This is a genomic window from Paenibacillus thalictri (assembly GCF_004307995.1).
GTDB lineage: Bacteria > Bacillota > Bacilli > Paenibacillales > NBRC-103111 > Paenibacillus_AF > Paenibacillus_AF thalictri.
Genome location: NZ_SIRE01000023.1, coordinates 1 through 15,017, shown reverse-complemented (window position 1 = coordinate 15,017; position 15,017 = coordinate 1). Strand labels below are relative to the sequence as shown.

At 49.5% G+C, this 15,017-nt stretch carries 15 protein-coding genes, 1 other RNA gene and 1 pseudogene; all 17 read left to right on the top strand.

Annotated features, from left to right (window positions below; translation table 11 throughout):
* The first annotated feature begins 91 nt into the window (after positions 1-91).
* The 17 genes and pseudogenes from rpoE (at position 92) to EYB31_RS28065 (ending at position 14,804) form a co-directional block, all read left to right on the top strand.
* Complete coding sequence (gene rpoE / locus EYB31_RS28140; RefSeq protein ID WP_131016813.1) at positions 92-676, top strand: DNA-directed RNA polymerase subunit delta; 585 nt, start codon at positions 92-94, stop codon at positions 674-676.
* Positions 677-927: 251 nt separating this feature from the next.
* Positions 928-2,553: a CTP synthase gene (locus EYB31_RS28135; RefSeq protein WP_131016812.1), complete on the top strand. Its 1,626-nt coding sequence runs from the start codon at positions 928-930 to the stop codon at positions 2,551-2,553.
* Between the two features lie 309 nt (positions 2,554-2,862).
* Positions 2,863-3,252, top strand: a complete 390-nt coding sequence (locus EYB31_RS28130; protein ID WP_131016811.1) for a response regulator — start codon at positions 2,863-2,865, stop codon at positions 3,250-3,252.
* A gap of 140 nt (positions 3,253-3,392) precedes the next feature.
* A complete protein-coding gene (gene fba, locus EYB31_RS28125; RefSeq protein ID WP_131016810.1) occupies positions 3,393-4,247 on the top strand; it encodes a class II fructose-1,6-bisphosphate aldolase in 855 nt (284 codons plus the stop codon).
* Between the two features lie 156 nt (positions 4,248-4,403).
* The gene (locus EYB31_RS28120) at positions 4,404-5,651 is read left to right on the top strand and encodes a UDP-N-acetylglucosamine 1-carboxyvinyltransferase (protein ID WP_131016809.1); all 1,248 of its coding nucleotides are present in this window, start codon (positions 4,404-4,406) and stop codon (positions 5,649-5,651) included.
* A 160-nt stretch (positions 5,652-5,811) separates the two neighbouring features.
* Positions 5,812-7,122, top strand: coding sequence for a transcription termination factor Rho (gene rho / locus EYB31_RS28115; protein WP_131016808.1), 1,311 nt, complete (start codon positions 5,812-5,814; stop codon positions 7,120-7,122).
* 20 nt (positions 7,123-7,142) lie between these two features.
* Positions 7,143-8,417 (top strand): radical SAM family protein, encoded by a 1,275-nt coding sequence (locus EYB31_RS28110; protein ID WP_131016920.1) that lies wholly within the window; start codon positions 7,143-7,145, stop codon positions 8,415-8,417.
* Between the two features lie 75 nt (positions 8,418-8,492).
* A complete protein-coding gene (rpmE, locus tag EYB31_RS28105) occupies positions 8,493-8,690 on the top strand; it encodes a 50S ribosomal protein L31 (RefSeq protein WP_131016807.1) in 198 nt (65 codons plus the stop codon).
* 100 nt (positions 8,691-8,790) lie between these two features.
* Entirely contained in the window at positions 8,791-9,186 is a 396-nt protein-coding gene (locus EYB31_RS28100) for a hypothetical protein (RefSeq protein ID WP_131016806.1), read from the top strand.
* 75 nt (positions 9,187-9,261) lie between these two features.
* An RNA gene (ffs, locus tag EYB31_RS28095) (signal recognition particle sRNA large type) lies at positions 9,262-9,527 on the top strand.
* 234 nt (positions 9,528-9,761) lie between these two features.
* Positions 9,762-10,046: pseudogene (locus tag EYB31_RS41585) on the top strand (PAS domain-containing protein); the annotation flags it as partial.
* Positions 10,047-10,142: 96 nt separating this feature from the next.
* Complete coding sequence (locus EYB31_RS28090) at positions 10,143-11,165, top strand: ATP-binding protein (protein WP_420819482.1); 1,023 nt, start codon at positions 10,143-10,145, stop codon at positions 11,163-11,165.
* An 85-nt stretch (positions 11,166-11,250) separates the two neighbouring features.
* Positions 11,251-12,987 carry a DNA polymerase III subunit gamma/tau gene (dnaX, locus tag EYB31_RS28085; protein ID WP_131016805.1) on the top strand — a complete coding sequence of 579 codons (1,737 nt, stop codon included), beginning with the start codon at positions 11,251-11,253 and terminating at the stop codon, positions 12,985-12,987.
* A 15-nt stretch (positions 12,988-13,002) separates the two neighbouring features.
* The gene (locus tag EYB31_RS28080; RefSeq protein WP_131016804.1) at positions 13,003-13,314 is read left to right on the top strand and encodes a YbaB/EbfC family nucleoid-associated protein; all 312 of its coding nucleotides are present in this window, start codon (positions 13,003-13,005) and stop codon (positions 13,312-13,314) included.
* Positions 13,315-13,346: 32 nt separating this feature from the next.
* Complete coding sequence (gene recR, locus EYB31_RS28075) at positions 13,347-13,943, top strand: recombination mediator RecR (protein ID WP_131016803.1); 597 nt, start codon at positions 13,347-13,349, stop codon at positions 13,941-13,943.
* A 313-nt stretch (positions 13,944-14,256) separates the two neighbouring features.
* The gene (locus EYB31_RS28070; protein WP_131016802.1) at positions 14,257-14,541 is read left to right on the top strand and encodes a DUF2508 family protein; all 285 of its coding nucleotides are present in this window, start codon (positions 14,257-14,259) and stop codon (positions 14,539-14,541) included.
* The gene (locus tag EYB31_RS28065; protein WP_131016801.1) at positions 14,538-14,804 is read left to right on the top strand and encodes a pro-sigmaK processing inhibitor BofA family protein; all 267 of its coding nucleotides are present in this window, start codon (positions 14,538-14,540) and stop codon (positions 14,802-14,804) included. The genes EYB31_RS28070 and EYB31_RS28065 overlap by 4 nt, the downstream gene beginning before the upstream one ends.
* Positions 14,805-15,017 lie beyond the last annotated feature (213 nt).

Below are 15,017 nucleotides of genomic sequence, written 5' to 3'. Positions count from 1 at the left end.
TTGCATTTTTACATAAAATAAGGTTTACTTAATGAATATAATGGATATTGTAGTATAGATATATGGAATTTGTCCGAAGGGATGTGCTTGGATGAGCGCGCAATATACGCTGAAAATCGGCACGGAGAAAGCAAAAGAAATGCCGATGGTCGACCTCGCCTTTGAATTGCTGAAGTCGGCGAATACGCCATTTTATTACCGCGACCTGATGTCGGAAATCGCGAAGATCAAAGGACTTTCCGATGATGAGGTTATGCAGGTAATCGCGCAGTTATATACCGAAATCAATATTGACGGTCGGTTTGCATGCGTAGGAACGAATTTGTGGGGGCTCAAACGGTGGTATCCGGTGGAGAAATCCGAAGATGCCGTCGGCAGCGCGAAGCGCCCGCGTATCATAAACGACGAAGACGACGACCTGGACGAAGAGGATATGTTCGAGGAAGAAGAAGACTCTTACGTCGAGGAAGAGGGATACGATTCCTACGATACGGTGCGTGACGAGTTCGAAGCGGAAGAAGAAGCCGAGGAAGAGGGCGAATTCTTCGAAGAGGAAGAAATCGAAGAAGAAATCGAAGAATCGGCCATCGACGAAGAAGGTATGGATGAGGAGATCGACGATCTGGAAGGCGAAGAAGACTTTGACGAAGACGACGATGAAGAAGAGGATAAATAATCCGGCTTCTCTTCTCTTGACATGCCCCCCGCGATCAGAGTAAACTATGTTCTGGGCTATTGATGAAGAAACAATATTTACACAAAAAATAAAAAAAGCGCCCCCTTTTTTGAGGGGCGTTTTTTATTTTTATGCCACCTTGGAAACAATGAATTTCGAAACCAAATCTTAAGTCGTCACGGTATCGTCAAACTGTTGTAGATGAGCTGTTTTAGTTGACAAAAATCCAATACTCTTGGGAGGTTTACATAATGACAAAGTATATTTTCGTCACTGGGGGGGTCGTTTCCTCGCTGGGTAAAGGAATTACTGCAGCCTCATTAGGAAGGCTGCTCAAAAACCGCGGGCTGAAAGTGACGATCCAGAAGTTTGACCCGTATATCAACGTCGACCCGGGAACGATGAGCCCGTATCAGCACGGCGAAGTGTTCGTTACCGACGATGGTGCGGAAACCGACCTTGACCTTGGCCATTATGAGCGGTTTATCGATATCAACTTAAGCAAAAACAGCAATGTAACTACCGGGAAAATCTACTCCTCCGTCATTGCGAAGGAACGCCGCGGCGAATATTTGGGCGGTACCGTCCAAGTCATTCCGCATATTACGAATGAAATTAAGGAGCGGGTATTCCGCGCCGGACGCGAAGCTCATTCCGATGTGGTGATTACGGAAATCGGTGGTACGGTCGGCGATATCGAAAGCTTGCCGTTTCTTGAAGCGATTCGTCAAATTAAAAGCGATATCGGCCGCGATAACGTAATGTATATCCATGTTACGCTTATTCCTTATTTGAAAGCGGCAGGGGAAGTAAAAACCAAGCCGACACAGCATAGCGTGAAGGAACTGCGCTCACTGGGCATCCAGCCGCATGTAGTTGTGTGCCGGACGGAGCATCCTTTGACCGATGAAATGAAACGTAAGCTGGCGTTGTTCTGCGATATCGACGCCAATGCCGTAATCGAAAATAACGACGCCGAAACATTGTACGAAGTGCCGATGATGCTGCGCGCGCAAGGTCTTGACGATATTGTGGTCAACCATCTGAAATTAACGACGACGCCTCCTGACATGACCGAGTGGGAGAAACTGATTGATCGCGTGAAGTCGCTTAAGCACACGACCGAAATTGCCATCGTCGGCAAATATGTCGCATTGCATGACGCTTACTTGTCGATTGTGGAATCGCTTAGTCACGCCGGCATCGATTGCAACACCGAAGTGAAGATCCGTTGGGTTAACGCAGAGGAAGTATACGATCATAATGTGGACGAGCTGCTTGGCGGCGTACAAGGAATTCTGGTGCCCGGCGGCTTCGGCGACCGCGGCATTGAAGGAAAAGTGAGCGCAATCCGTTATGCCCGCGAGAAGAAGATTCCGTTCTTCGGCATCTGTCTTGGCATGCAGGTCGCTGTTGTTGAGATTGCACGTTCATTGGCTAATTTGGAAGGGGCGAACAGCTCCGAGATTAACCCGACGACGGCATACCCGGTGATCGACCTGCTTCCTGAGCAGAAAGATATCGAAGACCTCGGCGGTACGATGAGACTTGGCTTATATCCTTGCAAACTGGCTGAAGGTTCTTTGGCTATGAAATGTTATGAAGATGAATTGGTTTACGAACGTCATCGTCATCGCTATGAGTTCAACAATGAATACCGCGATTTGATCGAATCGGCTGGCTTAAAAGTTTCCGGCACCTCTCCGGACGGCCGGCTCGTGGAAATTGTCGAATATCCGGACCATCCTTGGTTTCTGGCGGTGCAATTCCATCCGGAATTTACGTCCAGACCGAATCGTCCGCAGCCGTTATTCCGTCATTTCGTCAGAGCGGCTTTCGAGCAATCTGCCAAATTAAGCGAATTGGTTGAAGTGTGATAGATGGTTAGCCATCACTTTTTTGTAAAAGTTTGAACTTTATGGATAACCGAAGGAGGATTATCACGCTGGGCAGCGAATGTAATCCTATATACAGAGAGAGGACTCTCCGTGCGAGCAGTCCTTTTCTTTTGTAAAGAACGGCGGTTTCGGCAAAGAAACGCTTCTGCGGACGGACAAACTGGCATAACATGTTGTTACCGGCTTTTTATGCACGACGCTTCGCCTTAAAGATTGGTTTTGAGGATGGGGCGGCCAGATCTGCGCAGCAAGGACTCACCAAAAGCGATGTTCTTAGGAGGGATTATTTTGAAAAAAAAGCTACTCATTGTGGACGATCAAAACGGTATCCGAATTTTGCTAATGGAAGTGTTCAGCAGTGAAGGCTATGAGACGTACCAAGCTTCCAACGGCAAGCTGGCGCTCGAAATCGTCAAGAGCGTATCCCCCGACCTCGTTCTTCTGGACATGAAAATCCCCGGTATGGACGGGCTGGACATCTTGAAGCATATCAAACAGATTGATCCGTCTATTAAAGTCATCATGATGACCGCTTACGGTGAGTTGGATATGATTAAGGAAGCAACCGATCTCGGGGCGATCATGCATTTTACCAAGCCATTCGATATCGATGAGCTGAGGACAGCCGTCAACGACAAGCTGGGCAGCTCTGAAAACGGCTACGCTGTAGGATCCTGAGCTCAGGGTCCTTTTTTGTTTAATACCCCGTGTTATCATTTCAAAAGTTATATGGTATACTAGTTCAGTACTGGATAGCTCGGCGGAATGGAGTATATTCCAACCAGCAACTACATAGACATTTAGGAGGAAAGAAAGCCATGCCATTGGTTTCAATGAATGAGTTTTTGCCGAAGGCAAAAACGGGTAAGTATGCAGTAGGTCAATTTAATATGAACAACCTGGAATTTGCCCAAGCTATTATGGAAGCGGCGATCGAGCTGAAATCTCCGTTTATTTACGGTGTCAGCGAAGGCGCGCTGAAATATATGGGGATTGAATATACGGTTGCAATCGCGGAAGCCGCAGCTAAAAAGTCCGGCCTTCCGATCGCGCTTCACTTGGATCACGGCAGCAGCTTTGAAGTGGCTATGAAATGTATCCGCGCCGGTTTCAGCTCGGTTATGTTTGATGGTTCCCACCACTCTTACGAAGATAACATCCGTCTGACAAAAGAAGTCGTTAAAGCGGCTCATGCGATGGGCGTATCCGTTGAAGGCGAGCTTGGCACTATCGGCGGCGTAGAAGACGATATCAGCGTGGATGAGGCTGATGCTAATTTGGCCAAGCCTGAAGAAGCAATCCGTTTCTACGAAGAAACAGGCGTTGACTGTCTGGCAATCGCAGTAGGTACGGCGCATGGCATGTATGCAGGCGAGCCGAACATCCGTTTCGACATTATCGAGAAAGTAGCTAGCGCGATTCCTGTTCCAGTCGTATTGCACGGTGGTTCCGGCGTTCCGGACGAAATGATCCGCAAATCGATTTTGGCCGGCGTAGGCAAAATCAACGTCAACACGGAAAACCAAGTGGCTTGCACCGAAGCAATCCGCGAAGTGCTTAACAAAGATGCGAAAGTATACGATCCTCGCAAATACCTCACCCCTGCCCGCAAAGCTATGATCGATGTCGTTAAATCGAAGATCCAATTGTTCGGCAGCTCGAACCAAGCCTAATTTTTCATGAAATGTGATCGGGAAGTCCGCCATGCTTTGGCGGATGTTCCCGCCTGTTTTTTTAGTTTGCCCTACTATAGCATTTCGTTTTTAAGAGAGATGCTGACGATGCAAGCTTTGCCTGACGGCAAATGCGTTCAGGAGGAATAGTTTTATATGAAAAAACTGATGGTCGCTGGCGGTCGTCCGCTGCGCGGCACGGTACAAATCAGCGGGGCGAAAAACAGCGCGGTCGCCTTAATTCCGACTGCCATTATGGCGGAAACGGCGGTCACACTGGACAATTTGCCTGCAATTAGCGATGTTGCGGTGTATTCCAACCTGCTTTCGGAGCTTGGCGCGGTGGTTGAGCGTACAGATGACACGATGATGATTGATCCTAGTTCCTTGCAATCCAAGCCGATGCCAAACGGCGATGTGAAGAAATTGCGCGCCTCCTATTATTTGATGGGCGCACTGCTTGGCAGATTCGGAGAAGCAACCGTAGGATTGCCCGGCGGATGCAATTTTGAACCGAGACCGATTGAACAGCATATTAAAGGATTTGAAGCGCTTGGCGCGGTTGTCACGAATGAGCACGGTTCTTTGAAAATTAAAGCGAAAGAATTACGCGGAGCAAAGATCTACTTGGATTTGGTCAGCGTAGGCGCGACCATTAATATTATGCTTGCGGCCTCTCGGGCCAAAGGTGTCACCATTATCGAAAATGCGGCTAAAGAGCCTGAAATTATAGATGTAGCAACATTACTCAACTCGATGGGGGCCAAAATCAAAGGGGCCGGTACCGAAACGATCCGCATTGAAGGCGTTGATGCGCTTCACGGCTGCCGCCACTCGATTATTCCCGACCGTATTCAAGCCGGTACATACATGATCATGGCCGCCGCAACACGAGGCGATGTTGTGATTGATAACGTGATACCGAAACATATGGAAGCCGTGACGGCAAAACTTCAGGAAATGGGCGCCCACATATACGAGATGGACGAAGCGATTCGTGTCGTCGGTCAGCAGGAGTATGCGAGTGTGGACGTTAAAGCGCTTGTATATCCCGGGTTTGCAACCGACCTTCAATCCCCGATGACCACTTTGCTGACGCAAGCCAAAGGCGTTAGTATTTTAACAGATTATGTGTATGGTAATAGATTTAAGCATGTGCCCGAGCTTGTCAGAATGGGTGCAAAAATCAAAGTGGAAGGCCGTTCGGCCGTGATTGAAGGCAGCCGCTTAAGTGCGGCGAAAGTGAAAGCCACCGACCTGCGCGCAGGCGCGGCACTGGTTATTGCCGGCTTGACGGTGCAGGAAGGCGTGACGGAAATCAGCGGCGTCGAGTATATCGAACGCGGCTATGACAACATTGTCAGGAACCTAGTGTCGCTTGGCGCGGAAGTATGGCGCGAGTAGTCTTGATTGGCATAGGCAATAAGAACGGTCTTGCAAGCAGCGAGGTTTGGCTCGTCTCAATCTTTTGCTCCTGGCTGTGGAATAAATCAAGTCAAAGTTGGGAATTGCTAGACTATATTTCACAAGAAGAGAAAATTTAATAGTTTGGTGGTATGTATCCATGGATATGCATTTAGCGCAGCTCGAAGCGCTGAAACTAACGGAATTATACAAGCTGGCGAAAGAACATCAGATTCCATCTTACGGCCAGATGAAGAAAAAAGAACTTATTTTTGCCATTCTCCGCGCTCAAGCTGAAAAAGGCGGACTCATGTTTATGCAGGGCGTGCTGGATGTGCTGCCTGAAGGCTTCGGATTTTTGCGGCCGATCAACTACTTGCCGAGCGCAGAAGATATATACATCTCGGCGTCGCAAATACGCCGGTTTGACCTGCGTTCTGGCGACCTGGTATCCGGGAAGTGCAGGCCGCCTAAAGAAAATGAAAGATATTTCGGTTTGCTTCATGTGGAAGCCGTTAACGGCGAAGACCCCGACACTGCATCGGAACGACTTCATTTTCCAGCCTTAACTCCTCTTTATCCGCAGAAAAGAATGGTTCTCGAAACTTCTCCAACTCATTTATCGACTCGTCTTATGGATTTGCTCGCTCCTGTCGGTCTTGGCCAGCGCGGTCTTATTGTCGCTCCTCCGAAAGCGGGTAAAACGCTGCTTCTTAAAGAAATCGCTAACAGCATTTCATCCAACTATCCGGAAATCGAACTGTTCGTGCTGCTGATCGACGAGCGGCCCGAAGAAGTGACGGATATGCAGCGTTCGGTCAAAGGAGAAGTTGTCGCTTCGACATTCGACGAGCTGCCGGAGAACCATATTAAAGTAGCCGAGCTTGTGCTTGAACGGGCGCAGCGGCTTGTCGAACATAAAAAGGATGTCGTTATTCTGCTCGACAGCATTACCCGTCTTGCCCGGGCGTACAACCTCGTTGTACCTCCGACCGGCCGGACGTTGTCCGGCGGTATTGACCCTGGCGCATTCCATCGTCCGAAGCGGTTTTTCGGGGCGGCCCGGAATATCGAGGAGGGCGGCAGCTTGACGATATTGGCTACCGCTTTGGTCGAAACCGGCTCACGGATGGACGACGTAATCTACGAAGAATTTAAAGGAACTGGCAACCTGGAGCTTCATTTGGACCGCAAGCTCGCCGAACGGCGCATTTTCCCGGCTATCGATATTCGCCGCTCCGGCACCCGCCGCGAAGAAATGCTGCTGAGCAAGGAAGAACTGGATAAAGTGTGGACGATTCGCAAGAGCATGAACGAATCGCATGAATATGTCGACGCGTTTATTAAAAAGCTCGGCGAAACGAAAACGAATCAGGAATTTTTGGATACGTTGGAGAAGAAAACCGCATCGGCATCTACTTCCGGGTCCACTTCAACAGCTGCCAAAAAAGTTAAAAATTCCGCGTCCTGATTGACTTCAAGGAGAACATGATGAATCTTGTATATGCTGACCGTCAAGGTAACGTGTTCGACCATCCCGATTACATCGGTCTTGGACGCAGCGGCGACCAGGTGACGGAAATATTTGAAGACGAGCTGATTCCGCTTCCCGAGGGGGCGACTTTGGTCAGTCTGCCGGATACGCGAGCCGTTGGCATCGATGCGGATTCCGGAGAGATGACGGTGGTTCCAGGTGATGTTTGCGCCGTAGGCGCCTTGCTGCCCCAAGGTTTCACCCGGCTGCTCCTGCCGGGGTATGTAAAGGCGGACAAGACCAAGCTGCTGCCGCTGTTCGGTTACTCGGCGGTTGTTTGGAAGGAAGACGGCTTTTATGTAGCTGCCCGCCAAAGCGACGATCCTTATCTGTGGAATCCTTTGAACTGCGACCGCGATGTGCTGGATGTGGAAGTGGGGCGGATCAGGAAAGAATATCCCGATAACCGGCTGTATGAGCATTTGTCGAATTGCGCTCTCGGGTATGAATGCTTGACTGCTTCCAATACGTTTTTGAACCGCTGGGAAGGCGCTGTTCCCGTTTCTTTTTCCTGCAATGCAGGCTGTTTCGGATGTATCTCCGAGCAGCCGGAGGATAGCGGATTTCCCGCACCCCAAACGCGGATGAATTTCAAGCCGAAAGTGGAGGAAATTGTCCAGGTGATGCTTCATCATCTGAAAACACCGGAGGCCATCATCAGCTTTGGCCAAGGATGCGAAGGCGAACCTTCGACGCAAGCGCCGCTTATTATAGAAGCGATTCGTACCGTGAGGAAGCAGACGGATAACGGTTTTATCAATATCAACACGAATGCGGGCCTGAGCGATCATATTCGCGGCATTGTCGATGCGGGCCTGGATTTGATGCGGGTAAGTACCATTAGTGCGCTGGACGATCATTATAATGCGTATTACAAGCCGCGTGGCTATACGCTGAAAAATGTCGAAAAGTCGCTGCGGTATGCCGCCGATCAAGGCGTGTACACCTCGATTAACTATCTGATTTTCCCGGGCGTAACCGATCGGGAAGAGGAGATGGAAGCGATGATCGAGTTTGTCCGCCGCACCGGACTGAAGCTGATTCAGCTGCGCAATCTGAACATCGATCCGGAGAGTTACCTCCAGCTTATCCCGAAGGCTCGCGGCGAAATGCTTGGTATGAAGCAGATGATTGAGATTTTTCAGGAAGAGCTTCCGGATGTAGTATTAGGCTCTTATACTCATGTGCCCAGTCCGCACGAGCGGAGAAAAAAAGTTGCAACCGGTTTGTAAGAAGTGATATACTCTTTTTATGTGTCAATATAACTCTGATTCACATGGTGATTCAGGGCATGAGAGGTGAAAGAAATGAAACAAGCAATTCATCCGAATTACCAAGTAACGACGGTTACCTGCGCTTGCGGCAACACGTTTGAGTCCGGTTCGATTAAGCAAAATCTGCGTGTCGAAATTTGCTCGAACTGCCATCCGTTCTTCACAGGCAAACAGAAATTCGTCGATGCTGGCGGTCGTGTTGATAAATTTAAGAAAAAATACGGCATCTAATAGCCCGGTTGTTTTTTCCAAGCGATATGCAGCATAACAGAACCTCCTTAAGCCATCCTAAGTACATCTTACTTTAGGAATGGCAGGGAGGTTTTTTTATATGTTTGCTTATAAAACAACGTTTGTTGCGCTTATGGTGGGAGCAGCGGTTCTGGTCGCACCCGCGTGTCAAAAACAAAATCAGTCAAACGGCGGTCAAGTTCGATCTTATTCCAACGACGGCTATCTGGGGCTTACCGACGTGAATCCGAATCTGCCGACCAGCCCGACGTATCACACCTATGGCGACGATACCCGCCTTATGCGGGAAGTGATTAAACAAATCCCGGATGTCCGCAGCTCCAGCTTAACCATTAATGGGCCCGATGCCAGCGTCAAATTGAAGCTGAATTCGGGTTTAACCGATGCGCAGATGGAAGCTGTCCGGATGGATGCGTATAATCAACTCGCTACCATGATGCCAAGATATCGAATTCATGTCTCCGTTTACCGGTAATGGCAGAAGGATACGTCTCTAGCAATCGACAACTTCGGTTGCTATTTGTTTGCGAATGAGCTATACTTATCTGTGCCGTGCTAGACGGGGAGGTAGCGGTGCCCTGTAACTCGCAATCCGCTATAGCGGGGTTGAATTCCTACAAGCGGTATTGTCGATGTGAGGTTTGGGTTTTAAAGCTGGTGTTGAGAGCCGGGTCCTCCGCAATGGATGCCTGTGAATCTGGTCAGGTTCGGAAGAAAGCAGCCATAAGCGGGATGTTTCATGTGCCGGGGGGTTGCCTTGTTTGAGCCAGCGATAAAAATTCCGCTTGGATCGCAATATCAATTGCAGGTGCACGGTTTTAATTATGAAGACATAAATGAAGACATAAATGGACTGCATCACTGTCGTGGAACGCCATGACCGGAGGATGCAGTTTTTTTATTCATCTGAAAGGTATCGGCAGAAGTTTTTTTATAGCGACATTTGTTACATAGAAGGAAAAATGGGAATAAAAGGAGAATACTTCGTACTTACGATATATTTCCCATGAACCGGAGGTGAGAGAATTGTCTGAATCCGTGATTTGGCACATGTCGTTAGATGCTTTCAGAACTTACATTGAGCGCAACAGCCATAATTCCGTTCTGATTGTCGACCAAACGCAGCGTATCCTCTACTCCAATAACGTATTCCACACGTTAACCGGTTATAGCGGACAGGTTGTGTCCGGACAGCCGCTTGGAAGGTTGTTGGCTTTGGATAAGCCGCTGGAACTATGGCGCTTCATTGATTCCAATGAAGCGTCCGACGACGGGTATTGCCACGCGTCCGTTCAATGTTCATCCGGGGAGACGCTTTCTTGCCCTTGTGCTGCATTGAAAATCGAAGTGGACGGATTGATATACTTCCTCATTACTCTTCGCACGTCTCCTTCATCGCAAGACATTTCATTAATAAGACAATTTGGCAGCATGTTTATCAAAGATGTAAATCTAGGGGTTCTGCTCATCAATAAAGATTTTCAGCTTACGGATATTAGCGATGTGGCTTGCCGTCTCCTCGGTTTTTCCAAGTATGATGTGCTGTATAGGTCGATGGATGAGATTTTTGCTTACGTCCCCTCCGAGCACAGATTGGTTCAACGGACGATTCTGGACGGTATGGTAGACCGCAACCGGGCCCTTTCGTGGACTAATAATCAAGAGCGCTACGAACTGCTTCTTGATTCCAATGTGCTGAAGGATACCTCGGGAAGTATTGTCGGGGCTTACGTTATGTTTAAAGATGTGACGAATTTGCGGTCGCTTGAACAACAGGTGCAGCGCAGCGACCGTTTGGCCATGATCGGGCAGATTGCCGCGGGGACCGCACACGAGATACGCAATCCGCTCACGTCCATCAAAGGTTTTTTGCAGGTGCTGCGCCGAACGTTTGAGATTCAAGGAATGCACAAGGAGACGGAGTATACCGAAGTGATGTTGGCGGAGATCAATCGGATCAATGAACTGGTCAGTGAATTTTTACTGCTCAGCAAACCGAAACATGTCTCTTATGTCGAGGTCGATGTGCCGAACGTGCTGCGGGAAATTATGCCGATCATCTATAATGAGGCGATATTACATGGCGTTACGGTACACTATGAGGCTTCAGGTTCCCTGCCCAAAGTGATCGCCGATGCGGAGCTGCTTAAACAGGTGTTTCTGAATATCGGCAAAAATGGGATCGAGGCCATGGTGGATGGCGGTCATTTAACTGTAACGGAAAGAGTCGATTTGGAGGAGAGACGGGTTCATATCGATATCCACGATACCGGTCCCGGTATACCGCTGTTTGTCATCGACAAAATATTCGATCCGTTCTTCACCACCAAAGCGGAGGGCACCGGGCTTGGCTTATCGGTATGCCAGCGCATTATTCATGATATGGGGGGCAGCATCCGGGTTTCCGCCAAAGGGTTTGGCACAACGTTCACCGTCAGCATCCCTTTTCCGTAAATCGGCGGGTACGCCTTCAAATCGGCCGTACATATGTAGTATAATAAATTGAAACATTCACGAAAGACCATGGGAGAGACTACTAATGGCACATATCGCACTGTATCGAACGTGGAGGCCGCAGGCTTTCCAAGATGTCGTCGGCCAGAAGCACATCATACAGACGCTGCAAAACTCTCTGCGCGAAGGCCGCATTTCCCATGCGTACTTATTTAACGGACCCCGGGGGACGGGCAAAACCACCCTCGCCAAGATTATGGCTAAGGCCGTGAACTGCTTGAGGGGACCTGCTATCGAACCGTGCAATCAGTGTGCCGCTTGTGAGCGGATTACCGAGGGCTCGGTCATGGACGTGCTTGAAATTGACGCGGCTTCCAACCGCGGGGTGGAAGAGATTCGCGACATTCGCGATAAAGTGAAATACGCCCCTACCGAAGTGCGGCATAAGGTGTACATCATCGACGAAGTGCACATGCTGACGACGGAAGCGTTTAATGCGCTGCTCAAAACGCTTGAGGAACCGCCGGAGCACGTGATGTTCATCTTGGCGACAACCGAACCGCACCGCTTGCCGGCGACGATTATTTCACGGTGTCAGCGGTTTGATTTTCGCCGGGTGCCGCTCGATGAGCAGGTGGAGCGGCTGGAGGAAGTATGCAGGCACGAGGAGATCGAAGCTGAAGGCGAAGCGCTCCGGTATATCGCCCGGTTATCCGATGGCGGGATGCGCGATGCGTTAAGTTTGCTCGATCAAGTCATTGCCTTTTCGGGAAAAAAAGTAACGTATGCCGACACGCTTTCCATGACCGGAGGCATTGCGTCCGATCAATTTGAAGCGTTGGCTCAAGCTATCGGCCGGCAGGATGTCGCCGCGGCGCTGCAAATGATCGATGAGTTTATGCAAGAGGGCAAAAGTGCGGATAAGTGCTTGGAGAACCTGATTCATTTTTTCCGCGACCTGCTATTGGTCAAAATGGTCCCGGGTTCGCAAGCCGTGACCGAACGGGTGCTCGACGTGGAACAAATGAAGCGGGTGGCGGCAGGATTCGCGAACAGCGAGATGATGCGGTTTATCGAAGTGTTGAACCACTACCATATCGAGATGAAGTATTCGGCTCAGCCCCAAACGCTGTTTGAAATTGCGATGATGAAGTTATGCCGCAGCGAAGCGGGCGCGCAGCCAGAAGAGGGGCATGCCGGTGGCGCCAAAACGGACGACTCCGTTGTCCGTGATTTGCTCGGCCGCATCGGCCGCCTGGAGGAGCAGCTGGCGCAGCTGCAGAAGCAGCCGCCGTCAGCGGGGCCGTCCGCTCCGTCTCCGTCCGCCCCGTTCCGCCAAGCTTCGCCTTCGTCGGCAGCCGCCACCAGGCGGAGCGGAGAGAAGCTGGACGGCTTCTTGAGCGGCAAGGACGGGACGGCCATCCGCGCTGTGCTGGGCAAGTGGAGCCAGGTGTTAAGCCGGGTCAAAGACCAGAAAATCACCGTGCATGCTTGGCTGGTGGACGGGGAGCCGGCGGCCATCGCCGGAGACCGGCTGCTTGTCGTATTTAAAAGCGCGATGCACCGGGAAACGACGGAAAGACCGGCCAATAAGCAGCTGATTGAACAGGTGCTGGCCGAAATTATGGGAGAGCCTTATAAGCTTTCCACCGCGATGCAGAAAGATTGGAAAGCGGCGGCCGATCAGGTGAAAGAACCCGATACGCCTCGCGAAGAGCTGAAGCTTGTTCATGAGGAAGAGCAGAAGCCGCAGGAAGAAGCCTATATTTCCGAAGCAATACAATGGTTTGGCGAAGATTTGGTCAAAATCAAAGACGAGTAAGGGAGCGTGTTATTTATGAACAATATGAACCAAATGATGAAGCAAGTGAAAAAAATGCAGGAGCAAATGCTGAAAACGCAAGAGGAGCTCGGCGGTAAAACGATCGAAGGAACGGCAGGCGGCGGTGTGGTTACCGTGACGGTCACTGGTCAGAAGAAAGTCGTTAACGTTGTCATCAAACCGGAAGCGGTTGATCCGGACGATGTGGAAATGCTGCAGGATCTTGTTTTGACCGCAATTAATGATGCATTGACCAAAGCTGAAGAGATGGCCGGCAAGGAAATGTCCCGATTTACGGGCGGCATGAACATTCCGGGCTTGTTTTAATCGGCGTACTACAACGTGAAGGGGCTGCTCCATTGTTTTATCCCGAACCGATAGCCAAATTAATTGATGCCTTCGGCCACTTGCCCGGTATTGGTCCCAAAACAGCCGGGCGTCTGGCTTTTCACGTGCTGCGCATGAAGGAAGAGGACGTTGTCGATTTCGCCAAGGCGTTGGTTAATGTAAAGCGCAACCTGCATTATTGTTCGGTATGCTGCAACATTACCGATGTCGATCCTTGCCGCGTATGCCAGGATAAAAGCCGGGACATATCCACCATCTGTGTTGTCCAAGAGCCCAAAGATATGGTCGCGATGGAAAGAACCAAAGAGTTCCGCGGCTATTACCATGTGCTCCACGGTGCGATTTCACCGATGGAAGGTATCGGACCGGATGAGATCCGCATAGCCGATTTGCTTAAGCGGTTAAGCGACGAACGTGTACAGGAGTTAATTTTGGCGACAAATCCTAATATTGAAGGTGAAGCGACGGCGATGTATTTGTCGCGGCTTGTCCGGCCTTTTGGATTAAAAGTAACGCGTATTGCCCATGGCTTGCCGGTAGGCGGAGATTTGGAGTACGCCGATGAGGTTACTTTGACGAAGGCGCTCGAGGGGCGCCGTGAGCTCTAGAATAGTTGCAAGAGAGGTCTGTTAACGAGGCCGCTGAAAAGTAGCGAAGTGAGCGAAATCATGCTGGAGAAGCGCCGGCGTTCGCTTTTGTCCCCAAATTTCGCCTGCCGCAAGCGGGTGGATTCAAGAAATTTGGGGACAATTGGCGATCGTAAGTATGATTGGCTCATGCAGCGTTCACTTTTTCAGTGGTCGTCTGTTTACAGGCCTCTTTTTTTGTTTTCCCGGTTCTAAAACGCCTCCTTCTCTCTATATCTATAGTAGACGAGTTGTTGCAAGTTATGTCTGCCGATAGATAAAGGAGGTACAAGTCATGCAGTTATGGCCGAATTCAAGAAAAGAACAAAAAATGCTTCAATTATCCGTTAGGAAGGATCAGCTTTCGTTAATTCAAGAAATCAGATCCGCTCAAATCGAATGGGTGACGGCACAGAAAAGATTTGATTACGTATGCGAGAGGGAGCAAATCGATTATGCCATATATGCTCTGGAAGCTGCGGAGAAACGTTATGAAATGCTGCTGCGGCTGGCGAAACGGCTCCATGTGGCATCGGGGGACGCCTATCTTGGACATGCCTTGGAGGTAAGCGAATCATGATGCATTATGTACTGTGGGGAGTACTTATTGCTTCCGGTTTATTACTATTATTTATTTTTTTGCGCAATACGCGTTCCGTCCATTGGTTGGGTCGTATTTGTTTGCAGATTGCATTTGCCGCTTTTTTAATTTATTTCTTGAACCTGTTCAGCACATATACGCATTTCACCATTCCGCTGAATGCGGCTACTGTAGGCACGGTGAGTTTCCTTGGAATCCCCGGACTTTGCATGTTGGCTGCCGTAAAACTTGTTTTATTATAAATTTTTAAAATAACACTTGCATACTGCCTATCAAATGTGTTATCTTATAAAAGTCGCCGCTAAAAACGACGACAAAAAGTAACAAGAAATTGCTCTTTGAAAACTGAACAACGAGTGAATGTAAAACAAGCAAGTCAGCAATGAATTGAGCTATATTAAACAAACCTTAATGGAGAGTTTGATCCTGGCTCAGGACGAACGCTGGCGGCGTGC

What these genes read in the sequence shown, in the direction of transcription:
- rpoE (WP_131016813.1), top strand. Translation starts at nt 92, where the DNA reads ATGAGCGCGCAATATACGCTGAAAATCGGCACGGAGAAAGCAAAAGAA.
- EYB31_RS28135 (WP_131016812.1), top strand. Translation starts at nt 928, where the DNA reads ATGACAAAGTATATTTTCGTCACTGGGGGGGTCGTTTCCTCGCTGGGT.
- fba (WP_131016810.1), top strand. Translation starts at nt 3,393, where the DNA reads ATGCCATTGGTTTCAATGAATGAGTTTTTGCCGAAGGCAAAAACGGGT.
- EYB31_RS28120 (WP_131016809.1), top strand. Translation starts at nt 4,404, where the DNA reads ATGAAAAAACTGATGGTCGCTGGCGGTCGTCCGCTGCGCGGCACGGTA.
- rho (WP_131016808.1), top strand. Translation starts at nt 5,812, where the DNA reads ATGGATATGCATTTAGCGCAGCTCGAAGCGCTGAAACTAACGGAATTA.
- EYB31_RS28110 (WP_131016920.1), top strand. Translation starts at nt 7,143, where the DNA reads ATGAATCTTGTATATGCTGACCGTCAAGGTAACGTGTTCGACCATCCC.
- rpmE (WP_131016807.1), top strand. Translation starts at nt 8,493, where the DNA reads ATGAAACAAGCAATTCATCCGAATTACCAAGTAACGACGGTTACCTGC.
- EYB31_RS28100 (WP_131016806.1), top strand. Translation starts at nt 8,791, where the DNA reads ATGTTTGCTTATAAAACAACGTTTGTTGCGCTTATGGTGGGAGCAGCG.
- EYB31_RS28090 (WP_420819482.1), top strand. Translation starts at nt 10,143, where the DNA reads ATGTTTATCAAAGATGTAAATCTAGGGGTTCTGCTCATCAATAAAGAT.
- dnaX (WP_131016805.1), top strand. Translation starts at nt 11,251, where the DNA reads ATGGCACATATCGCACTGTATCGAACGTGGAGGCCGCAGGCTTTCCAA.
- EYB31_RS28080 (WP_131016804.1), top strand. Translation starts at nt 13,003, where the DNA reads ATGAACAATATGAACCAAATGATGAAGCAAGTGAAAAAAATGCAGGAG.
- EYB31_RS28070 (WP_131016802.1), top strand. Translation starts at nt 14,257, where the DNA reads ATGCAGTTATGGCCGAATTCAAGAAAAGAACAAAAAATGCTTCAATTA.
- EYB31_RS28065 (WP_131016801.1), top strand. Translation starts at nt 14,538, where the DNA reads ATGATGCATTATGTACTGTGGGGAGTACTTATTGCTTCCGGTTTATTA.